The organism is Geoalkalibacter sp., from assembly GCF_030604225.1.
GTDB lineage: Bacteria > Desulfobacterota > Desulfuromonadia > Desulfuromonadales > Geoalkalibacteraceae > Geoalkalibacter.
Map to the genome: position 1 here is coordinate 19,845 of NZ_JAUVWH010000006.1, position 22,709 is coordinate 42,553.

The following is a 22,709-nucleotide window of genomic DNA, read 5'->3' on the forward strand; positions in this document are numbered from 1 at the left end:
GGTCTATCTCCATGAGGAAGAAATCGTTTGCCTTACTCGAAGGTCACGACCTGGTAACCGAAGAGTTTCTCCGTCGCGTCCATCAGCTCATCGCTGGCCGCCACGCTGAGCGTATCGGGCAGGCCGACCACCGCTTCGCACTGGCTGGGTATCACCACATGAATCAAGGACTCGCAGCGCCCGGGATACTGGCGCATGATGTTTTTCAGGCCGCGCAGGTGCTCCTCGTCGAGTCCGGGTGAGCTCAGGCGGAAATGCACCTTTTTCGTCTGGCGCTCCTGCATGTCGCGCAGGGCGGTAACCTCGCTCACCATCAGCTTGCAGGTTTCCTCGCCGACGTCAAGCGTGCCGCTCACCAGAATCGGCTCCTCGCCCTTGATCAACTCGGCGCCGGCCTGATAGACCTCGGGAAAGAGCACCATCTCCACCAGTCCGCTCAAGTCCTCGAGGGTGGCGAAGGCCATGCGGTCGCCTTTTTTGGTGGTAAGTTCCTTGACCGCCGAAACGATGCCGCACACCCGCACCTCTTCCTTGTCGGCGCGCTCGCTGAGCGTTGCGGCGTCGCAGGTGGCGAAGCGCTTGATCGTGTCTCGGTAGCGCGCCAGAGGATGCCCGGTGATGAAAAAACCCAAGGCTTCCTTTTCATAACTGAGCAGCAGCTTCTCCGGCCACTCCTCCACCTCGGGCAGCTTGCCGTGACCGTTGCCCGCGACGCTGACCACCTCGTCCATGCCGAACAGGGATTCCTGCCCCATGGCGCGCTCGCGCTGCAGGCGCTGGCCCGCCTCCATCGCCTCTTCCAATACCGCCAGGTACTGAGCCCGCCGTCCGCCCAGGGAATCGAAGGCCCCGCATTTGACGAGCGCCTCGATGACCTTCTTGTTGACTTTCTGCAGATTGAGGCGCTCGCAGAAGTCGTGCAGGGAGGTAAAAGACGCCTCGCGGCGCACCTCGATGATCACCTCAAGAGCAGCGGCCCCCACGCCCTTGACGGCCCCCAGGCCGAAGCGGATGGCGTTGGCGTGCACCGTGAAGCTGCGATCCGAGGCGTTGATGTCGGGCGGCAGCACCTCGATGCCCATGGAGCGCACCTCGGCGATGTTCTTCACCACCTTGTCGGTATTCTCCATGTCCTCGGTGAGCAGCGCCGCCATGAATTCCACCGGATAGTGGGCCTTGAGGTAGGCGGTGTGGTAAGCCACCAGGGCGTAGGCCGCCGAGTGCGACTTGTTGAAGCCGTAGGCGGCGAACTTTTCCATGAGGTCGAAAACCGCCCCGGCCTTTTTCGCGTCGAGCTGGTTTTGCGCCGCCCCCTTGAGAAATTTCTCGCGTTCCTTGGCCATCTCCTCGGGCTTTTTCTTGCCCATGGCGCGGCGCAGCAGGTCGGCGCCGCCCAGGCTGTAGTTGGCCAGCACCTGGGCGATGAGCATCACCTGCTCTTGGTAGACGATGACGCCGTAGGTGTCCTTGAGGATGGGCTCGAGCTGGGGAAAATCGTAGGTGATTTTCTTCTTGCCGTGCTTGCGCTGGATGAAGTCGTCGACCATCCCGGAGCCCAGGGGGCCGGGACGATAGAGGGCGCACACCGCGATGATGTCCTCGAAGCAGGAGGGCTTGAGTTTGACCAGCAACTCCTTCATGCCCGAGGATTCGAGCTGGAACACGCCGGTGGTCTCGCCGCGGCTCAGCAGCTCGTAGGTGGCCTGGTCGTCGTCGCCGATCAGCCGCAGGTCGAAGTCGGCCTTTTGCCCCTCGCGCACCAGGCGCACGGCATTGTCGATGACGGTGAGGGTTTTCAACCCCAGGAAATCGAATTTCACCAGGCCGATCTTTTCCACGTAGCTCATGGAAAACTGCGTGACCTGGCCGCCGGATTTGGGATCAACGTAGAGGGGCAGGTATTCGGTCAGATCCCGGGGCGTCACCACCACCCCGGCGGCATGGGTGGAGGCGTGGCGAGTCAGCCCTTCCAGGGCCAGGGCGGTGTTGAACAGCTGCTTGACCTTGGCGTCCTTGTCGAGCAGCTCGCGCAGCTTGGGTTCCTGCTTGAGGGCCTCGTCGAGGGTGATGTTGAGCACCCCCGGCACCAGCTTGGCGATCTTGTCCACCTCGCCGTAGGGCAGGCCCATGGCCCGGCCCACATCGCGGATCACCCCCTTGGCCGCCATGGTGCCGAAGGTGATGATCTGCGCCACGTTGGCGGCGCCGTATTTTTGCCGCACATAATCAATCACCGCCTCGCGCCCGTTGATGCAGAAATCCACATCGATATCGGGCATGGACACGCGCTCGGGATTGAGGAAGCGCTCGAACAGCAGATGGTAGGGAATGGGATCGATGTCGGTGATGCGGATGGCGTAGGCGACCAGCGACCCGGCGGCCGAGCCGCGCCCGGGTCCCACGGGAATATGGTGATCCTTGGCCCAGTTGATGAAGTCGGCGACGATGAGAAAATAGCCGGGAAAGCCCATGGAGTTGATGCAGTCGAGCTCGCGCTCGAGGCGCACCCGGTACTGCTGCTCCTCCTCGGGGGGCAGGCTGCGCACCTTGCGGATATCCGCCAGGCGCTCCTCAAGGCCCGCGCGGGCATCTTCCCGCAGCACTTCCTCCAGGGATTTTTCGGCGGGCTTTTCGTACTGGGGAAAGTGGTAGGTCTTGAGATCGAGGTCCACCTGACAGCGTTCGGCGATGCGCACCGTGTTTCCGATGGCCTCGGGGACATCCTGAAACAGCGCCGCCATTTCCTCGGGCGTCTTGACGTAGAACTCGTCGTTGGGAAAACGCATGCGCGACGGATCATCGAGGTTCTTGCCGGTCTGAATGCACAGCAGCACCTCGTGGGCCTGTGCCTGCTCGCGAGTCAGGTAATGGCAGTCATTGGTCGCCACCAGGGGCAGGCCCAGATCCCGGGCGATCTCCTTGAGGCCGCGATTGACGCGGGTCTGCTCGGGAATGAAATTTTCCTGGAGTTCGAGATAGAAGCGCTCGTTGTCGAAAATTTGCGCCATCTCGCGGCTACGGCGCCGGGCCTCGTCCATCTTGCCCAGTTCGATGAGGGTGGGGATTTCCCCGCCCAGGCAGGCGGTCAAGGCGATCAGCCCCTGGTTGCACTGGCGGAGCAGCTCCCAGTCGACCCGCGGCTTGTAGTAAAAACCCTCGCGGTAGGCCGCGGACACCAGGCGACACAGGTTGCGGTAACCCTCGAGGTTTTCCGCCAGCAGCACCAGATGGTGGGACGCGTCGGAAGAAGAGCGCGCGTTGCCTTTGTCGAAGCGCGAACCGGTGGCGACGTACACCTCGCAGCCCAGAATCGGCTTGATGCCCGCGCCCTTGGCCGCCAGATAGAATTCGAGGGCGCCGAACATGTTGCCGTGGTCGGTGATGGCCAGGGCCGGCATGCCTTGGGCGGCGGCATGCTTGACCAGATCGCCGATCTTGATGGCGCCATCGAGCAGGGAATATTGGGAATGCAGATGCAAATGGACGAAGGGACTTGCGCTCATGTCCTTGCGGCCTGGTGAGATAGAGACAGTCGAAACCGGAAAAGGCGCCTGTTATTGCCTGCTTGGACTCAGCAATCGGGGCGAAACGGTTTTTCAGTTGGAGAAAAAATCAACAGTTTGGGTAAAAATCCAAGGGGGCATTATGGCACAGGCGCTTCGGGGGGGTCAACGCACTTTTGCCCCGACTCAAAGGATCCGCACCCCGAAATGCTCGAGCATGGCGGTCAAGCGGATAAGGGGCAGGCCGATGAGGGCGGTGTAGTCCTCGCCCTCCATTTTTTCCATGAGGGCGATGCCCAGCCCCTCGATCTTGAAGGAGCCGGCGCAGTCCACCGGATTCTCGCGTCGCACGTAGCGATGAATCTGCTCGCGGCTCAGGGTGCGCAGGGTGACGCGAAAAGTGGTGTAATCCGTGAGCAGCTGACCGCCGGCGCTGTCATAGACACACAGCCCCGTATAGAAAACATGCGACTTGCCGACCATCAGCCGCAACTGTTCCTCGGCCCGCTCGAAATTACCCGGCTTGCCGAGAATGCGGCCGCGCGCGTCGACAAACACCTGGTCGGCGCCGATGATGAGCGCGTCGGGATACTTGGCGCCGAGGCTCAGGGCTTTTTGCGAGGCAAGATACTTGACCTGCAGTTCCGGCGCCACCTGCTGGTCGATGGTTTCGTTGACCTGGGGCGCCGCCACGTGAAAGGCCAGGCCGAGCTGCCGCAGCAGCTGCAGCCGGTAGGGGCTGGTGGAGGCGAGCACGAGGTCGCGGGTCGTGGTGGGAGTGGGGTCGCTCGACATGGTGTAATTTGTACTCCATAAGTGGCCAAGGGGCAAGTGGGCGCTTGTCCTTTGTCCTTTGTCCCTAGTCGCTGGTCTTGCCTGAAAGGTTCCTGGATGGTGGTCGCGCTCAGGCGTTGACGGCCTGGCGACGGGAGCCTGTCCTTGGCGCGACCCTGCGAGGGCGAATGGCTCCGGGCAAGGAAAGTACGCGGGTGCCGTGGCGGTAGGCAAGCACTTTTTGCCGGGTTCCCGGCCGGCCGACGGAAAAGATCAGGGTGCCGACGGCGTCAAGAATCGCCGCCTCCAACCGGTCGCGGTCGACGCGCGCGAAAAACGCCGCGATACGCCGTTCGGCGAGATACTGATCGGCAAAGGTCACGCCGATCCTGGAGCCCAGTTCCACCGCGATCTCCCCCTCGTAGCAGCCATCGCCGAGGATTGCGGAAATCACCAGATGGCCCGTGCCGCAGCTCGGGGCGAAGTGCACGTGATGGATGTCGAGATAGAGACTCTGCGCGCTGCCGCTGTCGATGCGAAGGGGTACCATGGGTCATCTCCTTGTCCTGGGGTGGGTTGCCGATATCCCAAGACTGAACGACTCATGCGACAGAATATGTCAAAGAGTTGATTCGTGCTGCTCCAGGGTTTGTCGCAGTCCGTCCAGGAATTCGTCGCGCAGGCTGGCGGGGCCCAGAACCTCGACATGGGGAAGAAAGGAATACAGCCAGGCGAGGATCTCGGCCCGCCCGGCGGCGGTGAAACGCAGGCGCAGGGAACCATCGCTCTCCTCGTCGAGGCATTGCCGAGGATGCCACGACCGTTCACGGATCAAATGGGCCACCGCCGGTCCGAAACGCAGATCCAGATCCAGGGGCGCGTCGTCGATGAGTCCAAAGGCCTGGCCGGTGAGCGCCTCGGCGCGAAAATCCTCCGGCACCTCGAAGCGATCCTCCAGCACCTCGACCTTTTGCACGCGATCCATGAGAAACAGGCGCAGGCTCTTGCGATTGTGGGCGTAGCCGCCGAGATACAGGGAGTCCTGGTAGAACAGCAGCAGGTAGGGATCGAACTCGTAACTTTCCGCCGCGCGGCGCGCCGGCGCATAGCGCAGACGGCAGCGGTACTGATAGAGCAGCGCGCGGCGCAGGGCGGCAAGGATTTCCTTTTTGTCGCGGTAGTCGCGCACCCCTTGAAAGCGCGGCGCCGCCGCCGAGGCAATGCGTTCCAGATGCGCGACGCTGCGCGGCGGCAAGGACGAGCGGATGCGTCCGAAAATGGCGTCGAGATCGTCCTGAAACGGCGTGCCCTGCAAAAAGCCGAGTTGCCCCCGGCACAGATAGAGGGTCATCAGCTCTTCGAGGGAAAAGGTGATGGGCGGCAGGTTCTTGAAGCCGGTGAGGAAACGGTAGAGAGTGCCCTCGGCGGTCTCCTCGCGGGTCAGCGGGTAACCGGCATCGGCGATGGCGCGCAGGTCGCGGTAAATGGTGCGGCGGTTCACCTGGCATTCCTCGGCCAGTTCGTCCACCGTCGCCCCGTAGCGCGCTTCCAGAATGCGGATCACGTCATGCAATCGCGCCGCCTGACTGTATTTCTTCGCCGGCTTGCCCACCCTCAGCTTTCTTCCTTGCCTTCATACCAGGTGTACTTGTGCGACTTGCCCTTGACCTTCTCGGCGGGGTACTTGCGGATGTTCTTGGCCATTTTCGCCTGGACCGTTTGCGCGAGATCCAGGTTGAGCGTGTTGGCGAGGGACAGGGAATAAATAACGATATCCGCCAGTTCCTCGCCGATTTGCGCCAGCGCCTCGGGGGCGAGGTTGCGCGAGGCCTCGACGGTCAGCCACTGGAAATGCTCCATGAGTTCCGCCGCCTCGATGGCGATGGACATGCTCAGGTTCTTGGGCGTGTGGAACTGCTGCCAGTCGCGCTCGGCGACAAAGGCGGCGACGCGCCCCTTGAGCTCCTGCAGGGTGGTGTGCCGGTCGTCGGGCGGCTGACTCATGATTCGTTCCTCGTGGGCTAGAGTTTGCGGCCGCGACCGATGCCGAAATACTCGAAACCTTCGGCGGCCATGCGCGCCGGGTCGTACTGATTGCGCCCGTCGAACACCACCGGAGCGTTCATCAGACGCTTCATGGCGCCGAAATCGGGATGGCGGAAGGGCTTCCATTCGGTGACCAAGGCCAGGGCGTCGGCCCCCTTGAGGGCATCGTACTGATGCTCGGCCAGGGTCAGGCTGCCGTTGTCGAACCAGGCCTTGGGCAGCACCTGGCGCGCCGCGTCCATGGCGACGGGATCATAGGCCTGCACGCGGGCGCCGCAACTGATGAGCTGTTGCAGCAGGATGATGGAGGGCGCCTCGCGCATATCGTCGGTACCGGGCTTGAAGGCCAGGCCCCAGAGGGCCAGGACCTTGCCGGAAAGATCCTGGCCGAAGCGCGCCACGATCTTCTCGCCGAGGATCATCTTCTGGAACATGTTGCGCTGATGCACCGATTGCAGCACCAGGGGAAAAAGATAGTTCTGCTCGGCCATGTGGATCAGGGCGCTGACGTCCTTGGGGAAGCAGGAGCCGCCGTAGCCGCAGCCCGGATAGATGAAGGAATAGCCGATGCGCGCGTCGGAACCGATGCCGAGGCGCACCTTTTCCACATCCACACCGAGTTTGTCGCACAGATTGGCGACCTCGTTCATGAAGGAGATCTTGGTGGCGAGCATGGCGTTGGCGGCGTATTTGGTCATCTCCGCGTCGCGTTCGCCCATGACCATGATCTTGTCGTGGTTGCGCGAGAAATCGGTGTAGAGCAGGCGCAGGATTTCACTGGCGCGCTCGCTGGACGAGCCGATGATGATGCGGTCGGGGCGCATGAAATCATCCACCGCCGCCCCTTCCTTGAGAAATTCCGGATTGCTCACCACATCGAAGGAGACCTCCGCGCCGCGCTTGGCCAATTCCTCGGCAATCGCCGCGCGAACCCGATCGGCGGTGCCGACGGGGACTGTCGACTTGTTGACCACCACCGCGTAGTCCTTGAGGTTCTGGCCGATGTCCCGCGCGACTCCCAGCACATGCTGCAAATCAGCGGAGCCGTCCTCGCCGGGCGGAGTGCCGACGGCAATGAAATACACGCTGCTGTCGGCCATGGCCTCCGGCAGGGAGGTGGTGAAGCGCAGCCGCCCCTCCTTGGCATTGCTCTGCACGATGCGCTCCAGATCGGGCTCATGGATGGGGATGACGCCTTCCTTGAGGCGGGCAATTTTGTTGGCGTCGATATCGACGCAATAGACGGTATTGCCCATCTCGGCGAAACAGGCGCCGGTGACGAGACCCACGTAGCCGGTGCCGATCACGGTCAGATTCATGATTCACAACCTCCTGGCGGGGGAAATACCCCTCGATATTGAATTGCCATTCTTTCGTAGGGGCGAGGCGCTGCCTCGCCCAGGGCGACCCAGCGGGTCGCATCTACCCCAACCGTTTTTCCCACTCCCAGGCGGTGCGCACGATGAAGTCCAGGTCATCGTGGCGCGGCTGCCAGCCGGTGGCCTGGCGCAGGCGTCGGCTGTCGGCCACCAGGGCCGGCGGATCGCCGGCGCGGCGCGGCGCTTCCTCGACGCGAAAGTCGATGCCGGTGACCTGGCGCGCCACGGCCACCACCTCCTTGACCGAATAACCGTGGCCATAGCCGCAATTGAAGACGCCGCTGCCATGACCGGCCGCCAGATGATCGAGGGCGGCCAGGTGGGCGGCGGCCAGATCATCCACATGAATGTAGTCACGGATGCAGGTGCCGTCGGGGGTGGGATAATCGGTGCCGAACACCTGCAATCCGTCGTATTCGCCCTTGGCGGTCTTGAGAGCACGAGTGATGAGGTGCGTGGCGTTGCGGTATTTCTGCCCGATGCGTCCTTGGGGATCGGCACCGGCGACGTTGAAGTAGCGCAGGGCCACGTATTTGAAGTCCCGGGTGGCGGCGGCCAGGTCGGCCAGCACCCGCTCGCTCATCATCTTCGAGGCGCCATAGGGGTTGATGGGCGCCGGCGGCGTCTCCTCGGTGACGGGATTGTGCTCGGGAATGCCGTAGACCGCCGCCGTCGAGGAAAAAATCACGTTGGAGAGATTCAGTTCCCGCAGGATCTCCCAGAGGTTCAGCGCATTGAGGGTGTTGTTGCGGTAGTACTTGAGGGGATTGTCAACGCTTTCCGCCACCTCGATGTGCGCGGCGAAATGAATCACCCCATCGGGACGATAGTGGTTCAGGGTGCGGCGCAGCAATTCGCTATCGGACAGATCGCCGACCACCAGTTGCCCATGGAGCACCGCCTCGGCGTGGCCCGTCGAAAGGTTGTCGTAGGTCAGCACGTCAAAACCGCGCTCACCCAAAGCCTTGACCACGTGGCTGCCGATATAGCCGGCGCCGCCGGTGACGAAGATTTTTTTCAACGCCCACCCTCCCTAATTTGAATATTTTACCAGCGCCAGCTGAACTGAACGCCGGTACCGCCATCGCCCATGGCGCCAATCCCCAGGAAATATTCGGGATGGCGCTCGTGAAAGCGCAGCACCAGACGCGCGGCGATCTCGCCCGCCAATGCGCCAACCAGCACATCGGACGCCCAATGATCATCGGCTTGGAGCCGGGCCGCGCCCACCAGCCCGGCGAACCCGTAGCAGACCCAGGGGAGCCAGGGCTGCTCACCGCGGCGGCTCAGCACCCCGGCAAGGGCAAAGGCATTGGCAGTGTGGCCCGAGGGCAGGGCGTCGTAATCCTTATCCAAGGAAAAGGGGCGAAAAGACCAGGCATCTTCCCGTTCATCAGGGCGCTTGCGTCCTGCTCCAACTTTAAGCGCCGCCGTCGCCAGTTGCCCAAGAAAGACCGCTTCGAAGGCCAGCTGCCCGGTCTCGGCAAGGGGACGATCCTCGCGCCAGACGCCCGCTCCCCAGAGAATCGCGGACAGACCCAAGCCCATGGCGGGATGTCCCAGCAGATTCAAGCCGTCAGCCGCTTCGTCCAGGGTGTTGCGCTCGCGGCGCTGAACCTCGCGCCGGATGTCCTCGTCAAACAACGACACCACCCCGGCCCCGCCTAGCAGCCCCAAGGCAAGCGCCGTTTCAGCGCGCGTCCATAGCCGCTTTTCGGCATCAGGAGCCTGGTCGCCCAAAACCAGGGCCGGCACCAGGAGCACCAGCACCAGCCCAGCAATTCCCCTCCAAAAAATCTTCATCACAGCCCCGAATTAAATTATTCCCATTCAATGGTCGCCGGGGGTTTCGACGAGATGTCGTACACCACGCGATTGACGCCCTTGACCTCGTTGATGATGCGGTTGCTGATGCGTGCCAGATCGGCGTAGGGCATGGGATACCAGCCGGCGGTCATGAAATCGCGGGTCTCCACGGCGCGCAGGGCGATGACATACTCGTAGGTGCGGCCGTCGCCCATGACGCCGACGCTCTTCACCGGCAGGAACACGGCGAAGGCCTGGCTGATCTTGTGGTAGTGGCCGCTGCTGTAGAGTTCTTCCATGTAGATGGCGTCGGCGCGGCGCAGGATGTCGGCGTACTCCTTGTTGACCGCGCCGAGGATGCGCACCCCCAGGCCCGGACCGGGGAAGGGATGACGCCACACCATGGCGTGGGGCAAGCCGAGTTCCTCGCCGATGGCGCGCACCTCGTCCTTGAACAGCTCGCGCAGGGGTTCGAGCAGCTTGAGCTTCATGTGCTCGGGCAGCCCGCCCACATTGTGATGGCTCTTGATGTTGTGCGCCTTGCCGGTCTTGGCGCCCGCCGATTCGATGACATCGGGATAGATGGTGCCCTGGGCGAGCCACTGGGCATCTTTCACCTTGGCGGCCTCTTCCTCGAAAATCTCGACGAAGAGATTGCCGATGATCTTGCGCTTGCGCTCGGGATCGCTCACCCCGGCCAGGGCGTCGAGAAACCGCGCCTCGGCATCGACGCGGATCACCCGCACCCCCATGTTCTCGGCGAAGGTGGCCATCACCTGATCGCCCTCGTTGAGGCGCAGCAGGCCGTTGTCGACGAACACGCAGGTGAGCTGTTCGCCGATGGCGCGATGGATGAGAGCCGCGGCCACCGAGGAATCGACCCCGCCGGAAAGCCCCAGAATGACCCGCTCGGCACCGACCTGGGCGCGGATGCGTGCCACCGCGTCCTCGATGATCTGCCCCGGCGTCCAGCGCCCGTGGCAGCCGCAGATCTGGCGCACGAAGGTGTTGAGCAGCGTCTCGCCACGCGGCGTGTGGTTGACCTCCGGGTGAAACTGCACGCCATAGAGGTTTCTCGCCACATCCTGGATGGCGCACACCGGCGCGTTGTCCGTCCCCGCCACCACCTCGAAGCCTTGGGGGATTTTCTCCACGTGGTCACCGTGGCTCATCCACACGGGACTTCTGCCCTCGGCGAAGAACCCGTCGAACAGCGGACCCGGCCGCCCCTGGGCGAGAAGTTCGGCGTGGCCGTATTCGCGCTTGCCGGCCGGCACCACCGCGCCGCCGAAATGCCTGCTCATGAGCTGCATGCCGTAGCAGATGCCGAGCACCGGCACGCCCAGCTCGAAGAGCTCTTCGGCCACCGCCGGCGCGCCCTCGTCGTACACCGACTTGGGGCCGCCGGAGAGAATGATGCCCTTGGGCGCGAAGGCGCGGATCTCCGCCAGGGGCATGTCGTAGGGATGGAGTTCGCAGTAGACGTGGGCCTCGCGCACCCGGCGCGCGATGAGTTGGGTGTACTGGGAACCGAAATCGAGGATGAGGATTTTTTCCTGATGAATGTCTTGGGTCATGAAAATGCTCCGTGGGCCAAACAACAAGGGGCGGATGCCAGAATCCCGCCCCTCGCGTGCCTTATATCCGAGAAATGTTAGCGTTTAATTGAAGCGTTCGAGCCGATAATTGGGCGCTTCCTGACTGATGGTGACGTCGTGCACGTGGGATTCGCGCAGCCCGGCGTTGGTGATGCGCATGAACTCGCCGCGCTCCTGCAGCTCCTTGATGGTGCGACAGCCCGTGTAGCCCATCCCCGAGCGCAGCCCGCCCATCAACTGATGGATGTTGGCCGAGAGGCTGCCGCGATAGGGCACGCGCCCCTCGATACCCTCGGGCACCAGCTTGATGTCGCTTTCCACGTCGCTCTGGAAGTAGCGGTCCTTGCTGCCCTGTTTCATGGCGCCAAGGCTGCCCATGCCGCGATAGGACTTGTAGGTGCGACCCTGGTAGAGGATGGTTTCGCCGGGCGCTTCGTCGGTGCCGGCGAACAACGAACCGATCATGATGATGTCGGCGCCGGCGGCGACGGCCTTGGGCAGATCGCCGGAAAACTTGATGCCGCCGTCGGCGATGAGCGGAATGCCCGCCTTGCGCGTCATCTGGGCAACATCGGCGATGGCGGTGATCTGCGGCACGCCGACCCCGGCCACGACGCGCGTGGTGCAGATGGAGCCGGGGCCGATGCCGACCTTGACGGCATCCACCCCGGCCTTGATCAGCGCCTCGGCGGCGGCGGCGGTGGCGATATTGCCCGCCACCAGTTGCAGGTCGGGATACTGGCGACGCGTGTCGATGACCGCGTCGAGCACGCCCTGGGAATGGCCGTGGGCGGTATCGATGATCACCACATCGACGCCGGCGCGCACCAGCAACTCCAGGCGCTCCTCGCGGTCGGCGCCCACGCCGATGGCGGCGCCGGTGCGCAGGCGGCCCAGGTCATCCTTGCAGGCGTTGGGATATTTGCGCACCTTCTCGATGTCCTTGATGGTGATCAGGCCCTTGAGGGCGCCCCTGTCGTCCACCACCAGGAGCTTTTCGATGCGGTGCTGGTGCAGATGGTGCTTGGCCTCTTCCAGGGTGGTGCCCGGCGGCACGGTGACGAGCTTGTCCTTGGTCATGACGTTGCGGATCGGCTGATCCAGCTTGGTCTCGAAGCGCAGGTCGCGGTTGGTGAGAATCCCCACCAGCTTGCCTTCCTTGGTGATGGGCACCCCCGAGATGCGGTAGCGTTCCATCAATTCCAGCGCCTCGTAGATTTTCTGGTCGGGATCCATGGTGATGGGATCGACGATCATGCCGCTTTCCGACTTCTTGACCTGATCGACCTCCGTGGCCTGGGCGACGGGACTCATGTTCTTGTGGATGATCCCCAATCCGCCCTCGCGCGCCATGCAGATGGCGGTGCGCGATTCGGTCACCGTGTCCATTGCGGCCGACAGCAGCGGGATGTTGAGGCGAACACGCGCGGTGAGCTGGGTGGTGAGGTCGACTTCCTTGGGCAGAACGGTGGAGTGGGCGGGAACCAGCAGCACATCGTCGAACGTTAGACCTTCGCGAAGACGGTCGCGATCCAGCATGAGAAACTCCTCGAAGCAAAAGCGGGACGAGAAAAAAAGAGGGCGGCGAAAAAAAATAATTGGTAAATTTATCCCGGGATCTTCGCCAGGGTCAAGATTTAAAGCTGCGACTGTTTACGGCGTATGGCGTTTTCATCAATTGGGGATGAACATCTCGCGGTTGCCGATGCGGTAGATCAGGCTGGAGAGCAGGCGCACCGTATTCTCCAGATCCTCCAGGGACAACAGCTCCACCGGGGTGTGCATGTAGCGCAGAGGCACGCTGACCAAAGCGGTGGCCACGCCGCCGCGTGACAACTGCATGACGTTGGCGTCGGTGCCGGTGGCGCGCGGCTGGCCGATGATCTGGCAGGGGATGTTCTCGTCGCGGGCGGTGGCGATGAGCAGCTCGAACAGCGCCGGATTGATGTTGGGCCCACGAGAAATGATCGGCCCGCCGCCGACCTTGGTCTCGCCGTTTTCCTTTTTGTCGATTTCCGGCACGTCCGTGGCGAAACCCACCTCGACGGCAATGCCCACATCGGGATTGATGCCGTAGACGCTGGTGGCGCCGCCGCGCAGGCCGATCTCCTCCTGCACCGTGGAAACGCCGAACAGATCCACCGGTGCCAGGCCCCGGGCGCGCACCTCCTGCAAGACCCGCGCGACGATGAAGGCACCCATCTTGTCGTCGAAGGCGCGCGAGATCACCCGATCGTTTTCCAGCCGCTCCAGACCCACGGCGAAGGTTACCGGATCGCCCACCGCCACCAGCGCCTGCACTTCCTCGCGACCGCGGCAGCCGATGTCGATGAACTGGCTCTTGAGCTTGACCACCGTCTCGCGGTCCTTCTGCTCCATGAGATGGATGGGTTTCTTGCCCACCACGCCCAGCACCGGACGCTGCCGGCCATGGATATAAACCCGCTGGCCGGGCACCAGGTGGGCATCGACCCCGCCGATGGCGGCGAAGTAGATGAAGCCCTGCTCGTCGATGTACTTGACCATGAAACCGATTTCGTCGCAGTGCCCGGCAAGCATGACCCGGGGCAGGTTCTCGCCCCGCCCCTTCACCAGGCCAATGACATTGCCCATGACATCGGTCTTGAGTTCATCCACCACCCCGTCGAGCCGGCGCCGGATCACCCGCTGCGCCGGTTGCTCGAAGCCCGAGGGGCTGGGTGCTTCGACGAGTTCCTTGAGAAAGGAAAAATTGGATTCAATCATTTAAAGGCTATCCTTTGTCCTGTGTCCTTTGTCATTTGATCCAGAGCTTTTGCTTTCCAACAAAGGACAAATGACCAATGACGATTTACTTCAATGCCTTTTCCACCAGCGCCGCGCTATTGCGCAGGCACTGATCGTAATCCTCGTCGGTCAGCCCCGCGCCCTTGGCCACCTTGCGCGCCAGGTCCGGGGAGACCAGGTCGCCGGGGCCATGGGCGTCGTTGTTGACCACCAGCTTGGCGCCGTGCTTACGCGCCAACTGCGCGACATGGCCGTTGGCCAGGCTATGGCCGCGGCGGGTGGTGATCTCCAGGCAGATGCCGCGTGCGGCCGCAAGGCGCACTTCGTCCTCGCCGATGAGGCCGGGGTGGGAGAGAATATCGATGTCGGCGGCCAGGGCGGCGGCGTTGGTCCCGGGAGCCACCGGTTCGACCAGGGTTTCGCCGTGGCACACCAGAATCCGCGCGCCGAGTTGCCGCGCGCGCTGCGCTGCCGCGGCAATCTGCACCGGGGGAATGTGGGTCAGTTCGACCCCCGGCACCACCTGGATGCCCCAGGCGGCGCCGTAGACCCGGGCACTCTCGATGATGCGCGGCACGATGAAATCCAGGTTGGACAGATCCACATGGTCCGTAATCGCCAAGGCCGTGTAACCGGCCACCGCGGCGCGACGGATGAGTTCGGCGGGCAACAACTCCCCGTCACTGAACAGGGTATGGGTATGCAGGTCGATCATGAGGCTTCCTTTTGCGAGAGGCGGGTCAACAGAAAGACGAGCAGCTGCCGCAAGCCTGCGCGGTCCCCCTTTTCCAGAAAGAAAACGTGCTCCGTGCCGACGGCGAAACTCACCCGTGCCAGGGGCACGTCGCCACGATCGGCAAAATAGCTTTCAGCCGCGGAAGGAGGTTCGCCGTCCGTCAAGGCCAAGACCCCGTAGAGGCGCCGGCAGAAGGGCGACCACAAGGGCGCGGCCTCGGCCAGGGTGGGCAGGGACAGAAGGCGCAGGGCGAAAGTTTCCCCCAGGCGCAGCAGCCCGAGGTCGCGAATCCCCACCCCCTGGAAGCCGCCCGCCAATCTGGAGTCGGGCTCAAATTCGGCAAAGCTGCGCAGATACGGCAGCAGCTGATGCATCGCCTCGGCCCGCGCCGCCAGCACGATAAGCTTAACGGTCGCCTCTTCCAGCAGGGCATCGCGCTCGCCCAGTTGATCGCGGATCTGGATGATCTCATCGGAATGCAGCAGCGGCTCGCGCTCCTCGGCCACCAGCGCTTCCTCGCGCCGCTCCTCAACCACGCCCTTGTCCAACAGGATGCGCAGGATTTGCAGGATGTCGTAATCGCTGCGCGGACAGTGATCGAGGATGTCCTCCACCCGCTGATAATATTCCAGCAGCACCAGGATTTCCTGGGTGGTCGGTCGCAGACCGCGCGGCAACCGATCCAGGGGCACCTTGAGAAACAGCAGGGAATCGGAGCGCGGCAGCTTGTCGGCCAGGGCATTGAGCTCGTCGCTCTGGCGCAGTCCCTCCATGATCAGGTGCTCCAGGGGCTGAGTAATGCGCACCTCTTCCTCGGGCAGGCCGGGGGTAAAGGAAAAACGGCCGCGCTCCCAGCCCAGCAACCGAAAAAACGCCTTTTCCCCCTCGGCTCGCCCGCAGCGGGCATTGATCACGCTGCCCTCGAGGAGAAAAATCTCTCCCTGCTGCTGGTCGCGCTCCAGGACCAGGGTGCCGTCCTTGCGGCTGTGACCGAAGATCTGCAGCATGTCGATGAGCGAGACCTGCTCCAGATTGCCCTCCACCTGCTTGCCCTGGCGCGTCACCTGGGCGGTGCGCTCCTGGCGCAGCAGATGACCGAGCACCACGGCGAGCATCTGCTCGGCGTTGAAGGGCCGCACCAGGTAGTGATCGCGATGGCGGCGGAACCCCTCGACTTCCTCGCCCTCCCCGCCGACGAAGATGAAGGCCAGCTTGTCGGTGCGCGGGTTGGCGCGAAGAATCTGCGCCAGACGCGCCGCCTCGATAAGCGGCAGATCCGTATCCACCACCATCAGGTCGGGCACCAGGGCCAGGGAGCGCTCCAGGGCCTTGCTGCCGTCGGCGCAGGACTGCACCTCGAAACCGCGCCGCTTGAGGGAAGCGGCCACCTCGGCGAAATCGCCGCGGGCACTGGCCAGAATGATTTTGCGGGTATTGGCGTCGCTCATGGGCTTAGATCTGCACCTGAAGCTGATACTGCTCCTGCAACTTGGCGATCATGTTCTCGACGAAATAAAAATCCGAGGTATGAAAACCCACCAGTTCCTCGCCCCGTCGGCGGGCAAACAGGGCATAGGCCGAATCCTCGTTGAGATAGAGCAGAAAGGGCACCTTGTGAAACGCATCGCCCTCGATGAAAATCGGCACGGTGCGCTGATAATCCCACTGCACCCGCTCGTTGCCGCCCACCAGGAACAGGGAGGTCGCTGATTTTTCCAGCGCCTCGAGATCGGGCATTTCGCCGCGCAGCTCCTCGAAATTGCCGCAGCCGCGAAAGATCACGCCGCGCACCCGGCTCGACTCGACGACCTCACGAAAAAAAGCGCCTTGGATCAAGGGCAGCTGGGCGCCGGGCAGGCGCAGATAGCGACTTTTGCTGTCATCCTGATAACGCTGCAAGCGCTCGGATAGCACCAGGTCGTTGGCGGTGAATCGATAGTCCTCGGGTTTGCCGAGGAGTTGTCCGACAACCCCCCAAAAGGAGGTCCGCTCCCAGTCCTCCTTGAGAAACAAACTGCTCCTGAGCCGCGTCAGGCGCCCCTCGGCGGTGGCGCTGAGCTGTTCAAAGCTGGTTCCGTCAAGAGGAAAAGCGGCCGAGCGCATACGCGCCTGCAAGGGAAAGCTTTTCTTCATGTCGCAGAGCGTGAGCTTGCCGCGCAGGGCCTTGCGGATGCGCTTCTGGGTAATGAGCGACCCCCAGTAGTCGGTTTCGGGCAACAGGATGTAAAAATCGTCCCCGGCGGCCATGGCCATGATGTCGGCATCGCGCAAAATCGAGTTAATCGCCTCGATGACCCGGGTCATGGCCGCCTCTAGCTCGCGGCTGCGGAAATGGTGATGAAGCTCGGCGTAGTTCTCCACGCGCAGCCGGATCAGGGACAACTGACGGCCGTAGCGCCGCACCTTGCTCAGCTCTTTCTCCATGTGATCGCGGAAAAAGGCCATGTTATAGGCCTCGGCGCGGGGCATGCGCAGACTGCGTTGCTCAAGGGCGCGCTGGAGCATGACATTGTGCAGGGCGCTCCCGGCGAATTCCGCCGCCGCCGCCGCCACCTTGAGGTCGCGACGATTGAATTGCCCGCGGCCCACCGGCGCCTCGACGCGAATCAACGCCAGGGTTTCACGGTTATGGGCCAGCGGCACCCACAACCGGACGCCGCCGGGCACCAGCAACGGCTCTTCGCCCTGGGGCAGGCCGCGCTCCTCGTCACCCGGCTGCAGGGTTTCCTCGTCGGGCAAGACCTGCGCCAGACCGCGGCGACAGCGACGGCGGAAGTAGCTGCCGTCGAAACCGGCCAGCCACAGTACCGCGCCCTCGGCACGCAGCAGCTCCATGAGGGTGTCGAGAATCAGGTCGCCGAGGCGGTCGAGTTCATGAACGTGAAGAAATTCGCGGCATTTCTGGTAGGTGGAAACGATGGAGACGTATTCGAGGTTTTCGTCGAGAAGCTTGCGGTGTTCGAGGTGCAGGGCGCGGCGGAACAGGGTCTTGTTGACCAGCAGCAGGAATTCCTCGGGGTTGATGGGCTTGCACACGTAATCGGCCACCCCCGCCTTCATGGCGGCCACCGCCGTGGGCACATCGGTCATGGCGCTGACGACGAGGATTTCCTGCTCGGGATTGAAACGCTTGATGGCACGGCTGGTTTCGACGCCGTCCATCCCCGTCAGGCCGAGATCGGAGATGACCAGGTCGAAATCCTCGCGGCGCAGGATGTCGAGGGCCTCCTCGCCGCTTTCCGCGGTGCGCACCACATAACCCTCGGCGGCAAGGATGTCGCGGTAGAGCTCGCGGAAGAATTTTTCATCGTCGATGGCGAGAATGCGCCCTTTGGCCATGAGGATTCCGGTTCGAGAATCGGGGGTTTGACCGATTCCCCCTTTAGCAAAGGGGGGAAAGTTGCTCAGCTTGCCGCGCGCACCTCGTCCATCTCCAACTCGCCGATCTGGCTGTTCTTCAGCGCGGTGGTGATGCGCACCGACACGACCCGGCCGATCAGCTCGGCGGGTCCGGCGAAATTGACGATGCGGTTCCAGGTGGTGCGGCCGAAAAGTTGCGCGCCGCCTTGGCGGCTGGCGCCCTCGACCAGCACCGGCAGCACGCGGCCGACATCGCCCTGCCAGATTTCGCCGCTGATGCGCTGCTGCACCTCCAGCAGGCGATCGAAACGCGCCTGCTTGTCCTTGGGGTCGAGGGTCTCGGCCAGCTCCGCCGCCGCCGTGCCCTGGCGCGGCGAATAGAGAAAGGAATAGATGTCGGCGTAGCGCACCGCCTCGACCAATGCAAGAGTCTCGCCGAAATCCGCCTCCGTCTCGCCGGGAAAACCGACGATGACATCCGAGGTCAGGCGAATCTCGGGGCACACCTCCTTAAGTTGTGCCACCTTCTCCAGATACTGGGCGCGGGTGTAGCCGCGATTCATGGCCGCCAACACCGGGTCGGCGCCGCACTGCACGGGTAGATGCAGGTGTTTCGCCAGCTTGGGCAGGCCGCCGAAGCACGCGATCAATTCAGCGGAGAGATCCTTGGGATGGGAGGTGGTGAAGCGGATGCGCTCGATGCCGTCGATCTCGTGCACCGCGTGAAGCAGTTGCGCGAAGGACATCTCCCCCGCCTCGCGCAGGCCGTAGGAATTGACGTTTTGCCCGAGCAGGGTCACTTCCTTTACCCCGCGCGCCGTCAAATCGCGGATCTCGGCGAGGATTTCACCGCTCGCCCGGCTGATCTCGCGGCCGCGCACATGGGGCACGATGCAATACGAGCAGAAATTGTCGCAGCCCTGCATGATGGTCACGAAACGCGTCACCGCGTCGCTGACGCTGCGCTCGGGAAACAGCGCGCGGCGCGTGTCGGCATCGAGAAACTCGGTTTCGAGGCGGCGCCGGCCTTCCTGCTCGACGCCGGCCAGCATCTCGGGCAGGCGGTGGATGTTGTGCGTGCCGAACACCAGATCGACATAGCGCAGCTTCTCCAGCAGCTTCTCGCCCTCCTGCTGGGCCACGCAGCCGCCCACGCCGATGATCAGCTCGGGACGCTGGTCCTTGAGGGGCTTGAAGCGGCCGAGATGGCCGTAGACCTTGCGCTCGGCCTTGTCGCGCACCGAGCAGGTGTTGAGCAGGATGAGGCCGGCTTCCTCGGGGGTGTCGACCTGCTGGTAGCCGACCCGACCGAGCAGATCGACGATCTGCTCCGAATCGACCACGTTCATCTGGCAACCAAAGGTTTCAAGATAAAAAAACTTTGCCATCTCGCGTGATTGTCACCTTTTCTGGAATTCAGTCCGCCATGGTAATCAATCGTCCGCGAGGATGTCAAACGAATTGGCGGGCATTCCGAGTCGCCGCCGGATGTTTACACTGGACTTTCCCCAAGGCTTGCGCTAAAGCAGTCCCCATGAATCTGCTGCACAATCCCATCTTCCTGCTCCTGTTGGTCATCGTCCTCGGCGAACTGCTGGGCAAGGCGCGCCTGTGGAACCTGTCCCTGGGCTCCTCGTCCATCATCTTCGTCGCCCTGGCCTTCGGCCATTTCGGCCACACCCTGCCCGGCGAGGTGCAGACCATCGGCCTGGCCATGTTCATCTACGCCGTGGGCCTGCAGGCCGGCCCCGGCTTTCTCAGTTCCTTTCGCAATCACGGCCTGGTCATGGCCCTGCTGGTGTGCGTCATGACCGCCGTGGGCATCGCCGTGACCTATGCCTGCTGCCGCCTGTTCGGCTTCGACGCGGGCATCGGCGCGGGCCTGCTCGCCGGCGCCATGACCAGCACGCCGTCGCTGGCGGCGGCGGTGGAGCTCCTCGGCCACGACCAGGCGCCCGCCGCCTATGGCGTCACCTACGGCTTCGGCATCATCGGCGTGGCCCTGGCCATCCGACTGCTACCCGCCATCCTGCGCCGCGACATCGCCCGCGAAGAAGAAAAACTGGCCCGTGAACTGGCCGAGATCAATCCGCCCATCACCTTCCAGCACATCGAAGTGAGCAATCCCAACCTCTTCGGCAAGCGCGTGGTGGATATCTTTCTCAAGAGCATCGCCCCGGTGACCATCACCCGCCTGCTGCGCAAGGATGCCTCCGAGCCCGTGCTGGTCGGCGCCGAAACGGTGCTTGAGGAAGGCGACCGGCTGCGCGTGGTGGGGCGCCCCGCCGACCTGGAAAAGGTGCAGCTCTACATCGGCCGTCCCGTGGAAGGGGAAATCGCCTTCGACCGGGTCCTGGTCAAGAAGGACATCGTCGTCTCCAAGCGCGAGTTCGCCGGGGCAACCCTGGGCTTCTTCAACTTTCGCGAGGTGTTCAACGTGCAGGTGGCGCGCATCACCCGCAACGGCGTGGACCTGCCCGCCGACGCCAACACCCGCATGCATCTGGGCGACGTGCTGCACGCGGTGGGCGACGAGCGCTCCCTGCGCAACATCGCGCGCATCGTCGGCAACGACCTCAAGGCCACCTACGACATCAGCCTGCTGCCCATCCTGCTCGGGCTGCTGCTCGGCATCCTGCTCGGTCAGATCACCCTGCCCCTGCCGGTGATCGGTTCCTTCAGCCTCGGCACCACCGGCGGCGCCCTGCTCGCCGGCCTGCTCCTCGGCGCGCGCTACCAGACCGGGCGGCTCATCTGGGAAATCCCCACCACCGGCAACCGCCTGATCCGCGACCTGGGCCTGGCCCTGTTCATGGCGGCGGTGGGTACCTCGGCCGGCACCACCTTCGTCGCCACCTTGCAAAGCTACGGCCTGCCCCTGCTCTTTTCCGGCGTCCTCGTCACCCTGCTGCCCGTGGCCGTCGGCGCCGCCGTCGGCCTGTGGCTGCTGCGCATCCGCCTGCTGCGCCTGCTCGGCGTGCTGGTCGGCGGCATGACCAGCGCCTCGGGCCTCGAAGCCGCCGGTTCCCTCTCCGCCACGCCCTACGCCCAGTCCGCCTACGCCACCGTCTATCCCGTGGCGCTCATCAGCAAGATCATCGCGGTGAAAGTGCTGTTTTTGCTTTTATGAAAGGCGCGGCAGGCTTATCTCCGGCATGGAGCCTTCGAGGCCCCGCCCCTTGCCCTAATCGGCCCAGATCTCGTTGAGTTCCACGAATTCGTCGATATGGTTCAGGAAGATGTCCGTCAGGTGGGGATCGAACTGGGTGCCCCTGCCTTCCCTCAGGATGGCGATGACTTCCGGAAGAGGGAGGGCGGCGCGGTAGACCCGTTCATTGATCAGGGCGTCAAAGACATCGGCCAGGGCGATGATGCGCCCGTAAATGTGAATATCCTCCCCCGCCAATCCCAAGGGATATCCGTTGCCGTCCCAGCGCTCATGATGCTGCTGCGCGACGATGGCCGCGGTTTGCAGAATGTCCCGCTTGGAGTTCTTGAGGATCGCATGCCCGAGGGAAGTGTGGTTTTTCACCTGGGCATATTCTTCGTCGTCGAGTTTGCCCGGTTTGTTGAGCACCCCGTCGGGAACGCCGATCTTGCCCACGTCGTGCATGAACGCGGCCTGCTTGAGCAAATTCACCTGCCGTTCGCCGATGCCTGCCTTTTGCGCCAGCAAGCTAGAAAACTCCGCCACGCGCCGTACATGATTGGCGGTTTCGTTGGAGCGTGATTCCACGATGCTACCCAGGGTTTCGATCACCTCGCGCTGGGTGTCGTAAATCTCCTGGGTGAGGAAGACTTTGTCGAAGGCGATGGCGATATTGGACGAAAAGGTGCGGATCAGATCCTTTTCCAGAGAGTCAAGCTCACGGCAGCCGTGGAGATAAAGCAGGTTGACGGAGCGATTTTCCGTAAGAAAATAGCCGATATAGGCATTCTCGGTAAATATGCTCCGCTGAAGCCGCAGGGCCTCGTCGATGCTGCGACGAATGTCCGGGGACACCACCTGTTCCAGAGGCCGGCCGACATAGGCCTGAAAATCACCCGTGCCCGCCAGAACCTGGAGCCCGCCGCGCTCACTGGTGGCGGCGAATCCGGAGATCTGCGCAAGCAGCGATCCTTCTTCCAGATTGAGCACCGACTGGAGTTGGGTGAGCACCCCGGCGGTGAAATTGCGCAGGCGCTGATCGGCGAATAGTTGGCCCGTCGAAGCGATGATCAGCTCCAGCCCCTTGCGATTCTTCTCGATGCGCAGCAGATTGCGGTGCGCCCGCAGGGCGGTGGTGATGGTGGTGAACAGGCGCAACTCGGTGAGTTCGGTTTTTTCCCGGTAGTCGTTGATGTCGTACTGGGCGATGACCTGCTTTTCCGGCGCGGCGCCCGGTTGCCCGGTCCGCAGGACGATCTGCATCAGCTGATTGTCGAGGGTTTCGCGGATGTAGCGCGCCAGCTTGAGCCCGGCGTCATCGGACTCCATCACCACATCGAGCAGCACGATGGCGATGTCGGGATGGGCGGCGAGCAGGTCGCGCGCTTCCCGTCCGTTATAGGCACTGAGCAGCAGCAGGCCGCGGTCCTCGAAACGGTAGCCCTCCAAGGCGATGCGGGTGGCATTGTGAATCAGCTCTTCGTCGTCGACGACCAGCAGCTTCCAAGTGCCGCGCTCCGGCGTGCTCGCCCCCTCGGGGTCCTCGTCGGCAAAGAAAATTTCATCGTCGTCAAATTCCGGTGTCATGCTCGC

Annotated in this window: 17 protein-coding genes; 1 reads left to right on the forward strand and 16 read right to left on the reverse strand. The window is 63.2% G+C overall.

Annotated features, from left to right (window positions below; translation table 11 throughout):
- Positions 1-32 precede the first annotated feature (32 nt).
- The 15 genes from dnaE to miaB form a co-directional block, all read right to left on the reverse strand.
- Positions 33-3,503 (reverse strand): DNA polymerase III subunit alpha, encoded by a 3,471-nt coding sequence (gene dnaE, locus QAT43_RS01645; protein ID WP_305041285.1) that lies wholly within the window; start codon positions 3,501-3,503, stop codon positions 33-35.
- Between the two features lie 186 nt (positions 3,504-3,689).
- The gene (locus QAT43_RS01650) at positions 3,690-4,298 is read right to left on the reverse strand and encodes a Maf family protein (protein WP_305041286.1); all 609 of its coding nucleotides are present in this window, start codon (positions 4,296-4,298) and stop codon (positions 3,690-3,692) included.
- Between the two features lie 109 nt (positions 4,299-4,407).
- Entirely contained in the window at positions 4,408-4,827 is a 420-nt protein-coding gene (locus QAT43_RS01655) for a hypothetical protein (protein WP_305041287.1), read from the reverse strand.
- Positions 4,828-4,896: 69 nt separating this feature from the next.
- Positions 4,897-5,889 (reverse strand): helix-turn-helix transcriptional regulator, encoded by a 993-nt coding sequence (locus tag QAT43_RS01660; RefSeq protein WP_305041288.1) that lies wholly within the window; start codon positions 5,887-5,889, stop codon positions 4,897-4,899.
- A 2-nt stretch (positions 5,890-5,891) separates the two neighbouring features.
- Positions 5,892-6,281 carry a nucleotide pyrophosphohydrolase gene (locus QAT43_RS01665; protein ID WP_305041289.1) on the reverse strand — a complete coding sequence of 130 codons (390 nt, stop codon included), beginning with the start codon at positions 6,279-6,281 and terminating at the stop codon, positions 5,892-5,894.
- A 17-nt stretch (positions 6,282-6,298) separates the two neighbouring features.
- Positions 6,299-7,642 carry a UDP-glucose dehydrogenase family protein gene (locus QAT43_RS01670; protein WP_305041290.1) on the reverse strand — a complete coding sequence of 448 codons (1,344 nt, stop codon included), beginning with the start codon at positions 7,640-7,642 and terminating at the stop codon, positions 6,299-6,301.
- Positions 7,643-7,745: 103 nt separating this feature from the next.
- Positions 7,746-8,723, reverse strand: a complete 978-nt coding sequence (gene galE / locus QAT43_RS01675; RefSeq protein WP_305041291.1) for a UDP-glucose 4-epimerase GalE — start codon at positions 8,721-8,723, stop codon at positions 7,746-7,748.
- A gap of 26 nt (positions 8,724-8,749) precedes the next feature.
- Complete coding sequence (locus QAT43_RS01680) at positions 8,750-9,472, reverse strand: phosphatase PAP2 family protein (RefSeq protein ID WP_305041292.1); 723 nt, start codon at positions 9,470-9,472, stop codon at positions 8,750-8,752.
- A gap of 50 nt (positions 9,473-9,522) precedes the next feature.
- The gene (guaA, locus tag QAT43_RS01685; protein WP_305041293.1) at positions 9,523-11,085 is read right to left on the reverse strand and encodes a glutamine-hydrolyzing GMP synthase; all 1,563 of its coding nucleotides are present in this window, start codon (positions 11,083-11,085) and stop codon (positions 9,523-9,525) included.
- 84 nt (positions 11,086-11,169) lie between these two features.
- Positions 11,170-12,645: an IMP dehydrogenase gene (guaB, locus tag QAT43_RS01690; RefSeq protein WP_305041294.1), complete on the reverse strand. Its 1,476-nt coding sequence runs from the start codon at positions 12,643-12,645 to the stop codon at positions 11,170-11,172.
- Positions 12,646-12,780: 135 nt separating this feature from the next.
- Positions 12,781-13,851: a M42 family metallopeptidase gene (locus tag QAT43_RS01695; protein WP_305041295.1), complete on the reverse strand. Its 1,071-nt coding sequence runs from the start codon at positions 13,849-13,851 to the stop codon at positions 12,781-12,783.
- An 85-nt stretch (positions 13,852-13,936) separates the two neighbouring features.
- Positions 13,937-14,587, reverse strand: coding sequence for a histidinol phosphate phosphatase domain-containing protein (locus tag QAT43_RS01700; RefSeq protein WP_305041296.1), 651 nt, complete (start codon positions 14,585-14,587; stop codon positions 13,937-13,939).
- Entirely contained in the window at positions 14,584-16,056 is a 1,473-nt protein-coding gene (locus QAT43_RS01705) for a DUF4388 domain-containing protein (protein WP_305041297.1), read from the reverse strand. The genes QAT43_RS01700 and QAT43_RS01705 overlap by 4 nt, the downstream gene beginning before the upstream one ends.
- 4 nt (positions 16,057-16,060) lie before the next feature.
- Complete coding sequence (locus QAT43_RS01710; protein ID WP_305041298.1) at positions 16,061-17,947, reverse strand: GGDEF domain-containing response regulator; 1,887 nt, start codon at positions 17,945-17,947, stop codon at positions 16,061-16,063.
- 65 nt (positions 17,948-18,012) lie between these two features.
- Positions 18,013-19,356, reverse strand: a complete 1,344-nt coding sequence (gene miaB / locus QAT43_RS01715) for a tRNA (N6-isopentenyl adenosine(37)-C2)-methylthiotransferase MiaB (protein ID WP_305041299.1) — start codon at positions 19,354-19,356, stop codon at positions 18,013-18,015.
- A 146-nt stretch (positions 19,357-19,502) separates the two neighbouring features.
- On the opposite strand from miaB, the gene QAT43_RS01720 reads away from it, so the two are divergent.
- Positions 19,503-21,098: an aspartate:alanine exchanger family transporter gene (locus tag QAT43_RS01720; protein WP_305041300.1), complete on the forward strand. Its 1,596-nt coding sequence runs from the start codon at positions 19,503-19,505 to the stop codon at positions 21,096-21,098.
- A gap of 54 nt (positions 21,099-21,152) precedes the next feature.
- Here QAT43_RS01720 and QAT43_RS01725 read toward each other — a convergent pair whose 3' ends face one another.
- Complete coding sequence (locus QAT43_RS01725; protein ID WP_305041301.1) at positions 21,153-22,703, reverse strand: response regulator; 1,551 nt, start codon at positions 22,701-22,703, stop codon at positions 21,153-21,155.
- Positions 22,704-22,709 lie beyond the last annotated feature (6 nt).